Annotated in this window: 8 protein-coding genes; 2 read left to right on the forward strand and 6 right to left on the reverse strand. The window is 28.1% G+C overall.

The genetic code is table 11. The features are described from left to right. Positions 1–262: Bax inhibitor-1/YccA family membrane protein (locus ACVC2P_RS07830; protein ID WP_452597923.1), on the forward strand; the 262-nt coding region annotated here is incomplete at its 5' end. A 40-nt stretch (positions 263–302) separates the two neighbouring features. Here the strand turns inward: ACVC2P_RS07830 and ACVC2P_RS07835 are convergent. From ACVC2P_RS07835 to ACVC2P_RS07850, 4 genes are read right to left on the reverse strand one after another with little or no spacing between them, the layout of a single operon-like run. Next, a complete protein-coding gene (locus ACVC2P_RS07835) occupies positions 303–779 on the reverse strand; it encodes a hypothetical protein (protein ID WP_452597924.1) in 477 nt (158 codons plus the stop codon). 42 nt (positions 780–821) lie between these two features. Next, the gene (locus tag ACVC2P_RS07840; protein WP_452597925.1) at positions 822–2021 is read right to left on the reverse strand and encodes a tetratricopeptide repeat protein; all 1200 of its coding nucleotides are present in this window, start codon (positions 2019–2021) and stop codon (positions 822–824) included. Between the two features lie 16 nt (positions 2022–2037). Next, the gene (locus ACVC2P_RS07845) at positions 2038–3642 is read right to left on the reverse strand and encodes a M56 family metallopeptidase (protein ID WP_452597926.1); all 1605 of its coding nucleotides are present in this window, start codon (positions 3640–3642) and stop codon (positions 2038–2040) included. A 2-nt stretch (positions 3643–3644) separates the two neighbouring features. Next, complete coding sequence (locus tag ACVC2P_RS07850; protein WP_452597927.1) at positions 3645–4004, reverse strand: BlaI/MecI/CopY family transcriptional regulator; 360 nt, start codon at positions 4002–4004, stop codon at positions 3645–3647. Positions 4005–4125: 121 nt separating this feature from the next. On the opposite strand from ACVC2P_RS07850, the gene ACVC2P_RS07855 reads away from it, so the two are divergent. Continuing rightward, positions 4126–4623 carry a DUF456 domain-containing protein gene (locus ACVC2P_RS07855; RefSeq protein WP_452597928.1) on the forward strand — a complete coding sequence of 166 codons (498 nt, stop codon included), beginning with the start codon at positions 4126–4128 and terminating at the stop codon, positions 4621–4623. A gap of 281 nt (positions 4624–4904) precedes the next feature. Here ACVC2P_RS07855 and ACVC2P_RS07860 read toward each other — a convergent pair whose 3' ends face one another. Further along, entirely contained in the window at positions 4905–5585 is a 681-nt protein-coding gene (locus tag ACVC2P_RS07860) for a DNA-binding response regulator (protein ID WP_452597929.1), read from the reverse strand. Positions 5586–5602: 17 nt separating this feature from the next. After that, a partial coding sequence (locus tag ACVC2P_RS07865; RefSeq protein ID WP_452597930.1) for an ATP-binding protein occupies positions 5603–7412 on the reverse strand: 1810 nt, incomplete at its 5' end.

Consider the following 7412-nt stretch of genomic DNA (forward strand, 5'->3'; position numbering starts at 1 on the left):
TTATATTGTGTCATGGGTTTTAAGTTTTTTCGGTATTAAATCATTTATTTGGAGGACTTCTTGGATTGCTATTGTTTTTAATATTATAGCTGCCACTTTTGCAGCATTATCATTGCTTTTGGATTTCGATTATATAGAACGCCAAAAAAACCGTGCCCCAAAATATAACGAATGGTTAGCTACATGGGGACTTTTAGTTACCATTGTATGGCTTTATGTAGAAATTTTAAGGTTAATGAAAAAGCTTTCTATTCGATTTTAAAATACAGCATTATCTAGATCCCCAATACTTCTTAATTGTATTAGTTTACATTAATTACTATTGGTAGTTTAAACTCTGTTTTTACGGGTTTATCTCTCTTTAATGCTGGATATATTTTTGGAAGTGATTGTAAGCTATTATATAGTAACGTTTCTATATTTGGTATTTCTACTCTAGTTATGGAATCTACTTTTATACTTTTTAAATGTAATGCTCCTATTTCAGAAATTTGAAGTTCTAATAGAATTGTATCATTAATATCTTGAGTAACTATTATTGTTTCGGTAGCCAAACTATTGGTTATATAGGACGACAAAGTGTTTTCAAAACACTGCTTTCTATCCTTTTTTTCTATAGAGTTTTCGCAAGAAGCAAATACAGGATAGGCATCTACTTCATTCCAATTAAAGGTTTTTAACTCTTCTTTTAAAATATCTTCTGTTGCTATTTTTTTAGCATCGAAATAGTTACACGATGTAACGCTTAATAGAATAAAAAAGAAAACAACCTTTCGCATAACTTAATCTGAAATTGAAAAGTACAATTTTTTATTCAATTTTTAATCTTGTTTCTTTTCTTCTGCATTTAAAAATTGCTCCTCTTTAAGTTTAGATGCTTTTTGTTTCGCCATTCGTACAAATGGGCTTTTAGGGTTATGCTCAATAAAATCTTCGTATACTTTTATTTTAGACTCTGTATCCTTATAGTAATCTGCTCTTGTATGCACTATTAAAAATTTAGCATACATATTGTCGGGGTTTTCTTTTAAGGCCTTCTTATAAGCTTTTATTGCCTTTTCTGGTTGTTTTAAATAGTTATATACTCGTGCTAGGTCTGTATACTCTCTATCTAGTGGATAATCTTCTAGTTTTATAGATAAATTAATATATTTTTCTGCTTTTTTATAATCTTTTACTTTTTCATATAACAAGCCTAATAGATATAGGTTTCTAGTATCTTCTGTATTAAACTTTAATGCTAATTTTAGATTACTTATAGCTTTATCAAATTCGTATTCTTCTTTATAGCTATCGCTTAATTTTTCGTAAATAAATTTAGAGGATTCGCCTAAGCTTAATAATTTTTCGAATAACACTATAGCTTTCTCATATTTTTGTTGAAGGTAATAGCCTTGTGCTTTTAAACTAATTAATGCAACATTATTCTTGTAAGTATTTAAACCTACATCTATATATTTCCTAGATGCTTCATAGTTTCTTTTTATTAACTGATATTTAGCTAATTTAAATATTGCTTTTTGATGGGTTTTATCTAGTTTGTAGGCTTTTAAATAATGTTGTTGTGCTTTATCTCTATTTTTAACTTTTTTGGTAATAGTATCTAACTTATTTGCTTCATTACTATCTTTTAATTGTTCTAACACTAGTCCTAACTCATAATGATAGTTAGGGTTTAGAGCGTCTATATTTATTAACTCTTTAAATAGTTTTGTAGCTTCTTTTCTTTTTTTAGTTTTTGCTAAAAGTTTTGCGTATTCATATTTTATGAGTGTTTGCTCCGGATATGCTTCTGTTGCTAATTTGTAATTTAATATGGCTCTATCGTAATTACCTATTGCCATATATGCTTTTGCTAGTTTTACATAAACATCTTCTTGCTCATCATGTGCTTCATACGTTGTTATGGCTTTTGTATAGTTTCCATTTGCATATAAACTATCTGCAATATGTAAAACCGAAGACTGTGCCTCGGTTTTACATGAGAAAAGTAATACTAGAATTAAAAAAATTACCCTCATTTATAATATTATCTTTTTATTTTATCTCAAATTTTATTGGTAAATAATAATTTGTACTGGCTGTTTTCCCGTTAAATTCCCCTGGTATTAATGTTGGTATTAAACTCACTAAACGTTCTCCTTCTGCTTCAAACGCTTTATATTTAGCTCTAACTTTAACTGTTTCTACATTTCCATCTTTACCAATAGTAAAGAATAAAGATATTCTATGTTGTCCTTTTTCTCCTATAGATTCTAGTTTCTTTTGGTTAAAATTTTCAATCACTAATTGTTTTAACTCTTTATTAAAACAGTCTTTCAATTCTGCATTAGATCTTAATGTTTCGCATCCAGGAAATGCTGGTACTCTGTCTAATTCATTAAACGTAACGACATTGTTAACTATTCTTGACCATTTCTGTTTTTCTGTTTTAATAACATTCATACTTTTAATGTTCTCTGACTCTAATAAGACAGCATGTTCATCTGCATAGGTAGAAAATGTACTCCCGTCTTTAAAATCTACAATAAAATGAATTTCATGTTTTTTTGTCAAATCATTTGTAGCTGCGACAATGTTATATGTAGATTTTTTAGTGTTTTCATTATAGGTAATTAACCTAACGTATGCTTCGCTATTGGCTTTTAAAAATAATTCTCCCTTGTCTTTAATGGCTTGTTTTTCTGTAGATAAATCTTCTTCTTTTTCTACAGAAAAAGTGTATTCTGCAATGTTTTTATTAGACACTACTGTATTATCATCGATAACATCCTTAGAACATGAGGTATAAAATAGCATCCCTACTACCATAGGTATTAGTAAAGCATATTTAATTAAACTAAATTGTTTTGATTTTGTTTTGTTTAACATAACGATTCGTTTTTTGATTAATGATTTTTTAAAAAATGGATTGATGAAGGATATATTTTGGGTTTGAAAAACTTGAGCTAGTAAATTCTCATAATATGCAGTTTTATTAATTTTTACTGCTTCTGAATCTGCTAAAAACTCATGTAAGTTTGCAATCTTTCTTTGATAGATGTAGACTAAAGGGTTAAACCAAAATAAAATACGTAAAACCTCAAATAACAATAAATCTATACTATGCTTTTGTTTAACGTGTACTTCTTCATGTGCTATTATAGCTATTTTCTCTGTTCCTTTTATTTGTTCTCCTATAAATATGTAATTGAAGAATGAAAAAGCCGATTTACTGTTTAATAATTCTATTAAAAAGGAGTCTTTATATTTAGTTTTTGGATTTTTATATACTAGTATTAAAATGCCTATTAGTTTATATACAAATAGTAGAGCTGCAATAGTACAACCGAGACTTAATATAAAGCCCCATGGCAACGTGTTTGTATTAGTGTTTAAAAGCTCTATAAGTGGTCTATTTGTATTATGCGTAACAGTTTCTTCATAACCCATTACAATTTCTGGTAGCATAATAGTGTAGTCTACAGGAATTACTGTTTTAAAAGCATCTACTTTTATAAATGGTAAAATAATAGACAACATTACCGAAGCCAACAAATAGGCACGGTTCCAATTAAAAAAGGTTTCTCGTTTTAAAAACAAATCGTAAAGTATTAAAAAGAATAACTGAAATACGACAGTTTGTATAATATAATGCAGCATATCTATTCTTTTTTATTAATCTCTTTTAATACAGATTCTAATTCATTTAAATTAATGTCGTTTTTTTTCATAAAAAAAGAGACCATGCTTTTAAACGAGCCTTGAAAGTAGTTATCTACCAACTTATTTATAGATTGGTTACTATATTCATGCTTTTCTAATAGAGGAAAATAAATATGTCCTTTTCCTTTTTTTTCGTAATCTACAAACCCTTTACTTTCTAATATTCTAACAATTGTAGATACCGTATTATAGGCTGGTTTAGGCTCTGGCAATTCTTCTATTATTTGTTTTACATTGGCTTTTTTTAATTGCCATAAAACATGCATTATATCTTCTTCTGCTTTTGTTAATTGCTTCATTTTTCAACTAAGTTTTTAGTTCAAGTGTTTTACAAATATAACTAAATATTTAGTTTGAACTAATTTTTTAGTTTAAATGTAACATTTTATTTATTTGTGCGTCTTATTAATAAATTTTTATATGGATATTCTTTTAACGGTTTTTGGCTTCCTATTTGTTTGCTTAGGTTTAATTGGGAGTATTCTTCCTATACTTCCTGGGCCTCCATTAAGTTGGATAGGGCTTTTATTACTATACTTAACAGATGCCATACCAAACGATTGGTTATTTTTAACTATTACGCTAAGTATTGCGCTTATTGTTTTTGCTCTAGATTATATTATTCCTGCTATTGGTACTAAAAAATTTGGAGGTAGTAAAGCTGGAATGATTGGTACTTCTATTGGATTAATTGTTGGTATTATTGCCCCTATTCCTTTTGGAATTATAATTGGCCCTTTTGTAGGTGCTTTAATTGGAGAATTAACTAATAATGCTGACTCTACTACAGCGCTAAAAGCAGCATTTGGTTCTTTTCTTGGTTTTATTACAGGTACCTTTTTAAAGTTTATAGTAGCTGTTATTTATTTTGGGTTATTTATAAAAATATTTTGGGATTATAAAAGCATTATCTTTTAATAAGCTTATATAAAAGAAGAAACCTTATGGTTTTCTTTAGAAGAAAAACCATAAGGCTAGTGTAAATGTGCTATTACCAACTAAATTCTATCGAGGGACTGAATTGAGTTAATGATTGTTGATGATTCAAAGATAAAACTTATTTCTCTTGTCGGTTACGGCTTTTACCGTAACAGGATTACGGTTTTTCCCGTAGTATTTAATTATAATTACTTGTAAGAGAAGGTGAAAAAAAATTAAAAAAAATAAATTTTAACATTTAAGGCTATAATTTGTAGGTTTTAATTTACAAAACCTTTATCTCTAGCTTCGTGTATAAGCGTTTCATCTTTTCCGTCTTCTATCTCAAAAACCTCTTTTAAATGCTTTTTACGCTTTTCAATCATACTTAAAGACAGATCTATATGGTTTCTAATGTCTTTTGTTTTAATTCCTTTAGATAATAAATGAAGTATTTGATGATTAATTTCATCTAATTCTATAGCACTAGAAATAATATTTCTAATAACATTATTTACTGTGCCACTATAAAATGGTGGGTTATTTAATACAGCTTTAAATGCGCTTGCTAATTCACTTGATGTTAAATCGCTTTTTATTAAAAAGCCATCTGGGTTAATATTTTTAATAACACTGTGTATTCTATAAGGTTCATCGAACATGGTAAGCAATACAACCTTAGAGTATGGTAAATTTAACCGTACAAACTCTGCTAAATCTATTCCAGATTTATATTTATTATCGGAAGATGCAGGAATACTAACATCAAAAAAGAACACATCGTAGGGCTGCTCTATAGCTATAGACTTGTTAATTGCCTTTATAGCTTCGTCACAATTAGTAGCTATATCTATAATGAGTTTTTCATTTTCTTTTTTGGTAGCTAAAAGTGTATTTTGATAGCCCTCTATAATCATAGGGTGATCATCTGTCATTAATATTTTAATGCTTTTTTGTTGCATTTTAAGGGGGTATTAAATTAATTTGGGACTCTTATTTCAATTGTTGTACCTAGGTTTGCTTTGGTTTTTATATTTAAAACGCCTTTTATCTCTTTTACTCGAGAACGCATGTTTTTAAGGCCTATTCCTTTTTTAGCCTTGTTTTCGTCAAAACCAGATCCATCATCTTTTATGGCTAAAGATATTAAATTATTTTTTTGTTTAAATGTGATATCTACTCTTGTTGCTTCTGCATGTTTGTATATATTTTGTAAGGACTCTTGTACTATTCTGTAAAAATGAATTTTAGTTTTATTAGAAATGGCATCCCAATTAATATCTTGATCTGCAGTAATTGTACTTTCTAAATTGTAGGCTAAGGTTTGTGTTTCTACTAATGTTTCTATAATATCTAAAAAGCCTGAATGTGCAATAAAATCTGTGTTTAGGTCATGAGATACCTTACGTATATCTTGCTCTATAACTTTAAGTTCATTAATGTAATTTCCTCTGTTTGCTACTGCATCTTCTGTTTTACTTAAATTTAAACTATCTAAGCTTAAACGGGCTCCAAAGAGCCTTCCTAATATCCCATCATGTAATTCCTGAGAAATACGTTGCTTCTCTAATGCTCTTGCTTCATCCATTTTATCCTGCTGTGATAGCATTAGATTATAAATTTCTTCATTAGCCTCCTGCTGTTGTTGGGCTAATTGTAACTCTTTATTTTTTTCGCGTTGTGTTTTTATTATGTATAAAAAGAATAGTGTTATTAATAAACCTATTGAGGTAATAATAAGCATTTGGTTTTTTTTGGAAATTCGAGTGTTTTCTTCCTCAAAAAGTCTATTCTCTTGTTTTATTTCATCGGTTTCGAAGTTTATTCTTGCAAATTTGTTACGAATGGAACGTTCTGCAAGCACAAGGCTATCATTTAGTTTGATATGCTCGTATAAATATTTTTTTGCTATTTCTCCTTCTTCAATTTTAGATTTTAATAAAAGTGATTTTAGTTTCCAATTATTATTATTTAATAAATTTGCTAAGTCATGACTTTTATTTGAATAATACAGAGCAGAATCTTTATTATTGTTTTTAAAAAAATATTCTGAAAATTGATCTGCAGCTATCATTATTTCATAAAAATCTTCATTTTTTTCGGCTACAGAAATTGATTTTCTAAATAACTTTTCAATATCTTCATTGGAATATAACCCGTGTAAGAACTTACTGTAAGCCAAACTAGATAGTATTAAGGAATATGTTGTAGGATCGTCTTCTTTTATTTTGTCGTTATTTAAGGTCTGATTTAAAATAGATATAGATTTTTCATAATCTTTCTTTCTTCTGTAGAGTATCCCTATGTTGATGTTAGAGTATACTTCACGTAAATAATCCCCCTTAATTTTCCGGCTAAAACTTATTGCCTTTGTATGGTATTGTATCGCTTTATCGTATCCTTCTATCTGTTCGGATGCTATTCCTATTAAATTATTAAGCGACCATAATAAGCTATAAACTTTATCTGTTTTCTTTAATTTACTTAATATTTTAATCCCTTCAATTGCATTTATCTCACAACCTATATAATCTCTTTCAGTTTCTTGAATATTTGCCATATTCTTTAGGATATCTGCCTCAAGCTTCTTTTCCCCAATAGAGTTATAAAATTTCCTTGTTTTAAAATAAAAATAGTATGCGCTGTCTAATTTGTTTTTGTTTTCAAAATAAAACCCTAGATTATGGGATGCATATGCCATTTTCAATGTATCCTTTAATTTTCTTGATATTTCTAAATTTTCTTTATTAATTCTTTTTATCGAATCATAAAATCCATTTCTTAAAAAT

The organism is Pontimicrobium sp. MEBiC01747 (assembly GCF_053601635.1).

Bases quoted from the DNA above. Each gene is read 5' to 3' on its own strand.
- ACVC2P_RS07860 (WP_452597929.1), bottom strand. From the start codon at position 5,585: ATGCAACAAAAAAGCATTAAAATATTAATGACAGATGATCACCCTATG.
- ACVC2P_RS07850 (WP_452597927.1), bottom strand. From the start codon at position 4,004: ATGAAGCAATTAACAAAAGCAGAAGAAGATATAATGCATGTTTTATGG.
- ACVC2P_RS07845 (WP_452597926.1), bottom strand. From the start codon at position 3,642: ATGCTGCATTATATTATACAAACTGTCGTATTTCAGTTATTCTTTTTA.
- ACVC2P_RS07840 (WP_452597925.1), bottom strand. From the start codon at position 2,021: ATGAGGGTAATTTTTTTAATTCTAGTATTACTTTTCTCATGTAAAACC.
- ACVC2P_RS07835 (WP_452597924.1), bottom strand. From the start codon at position 779: ATGCGAAAGGTTGTTTTCTTTTTTATTCTATTAAGCGTTACATCGTGT.
- ACVC2P_RS07855 (WP_452597928.1), top strand. From the start codon at position 4,126: ATGGATATTCTTTTAACGGTTTTTGGCTTCCTATTTGTTTGCTTAGGT.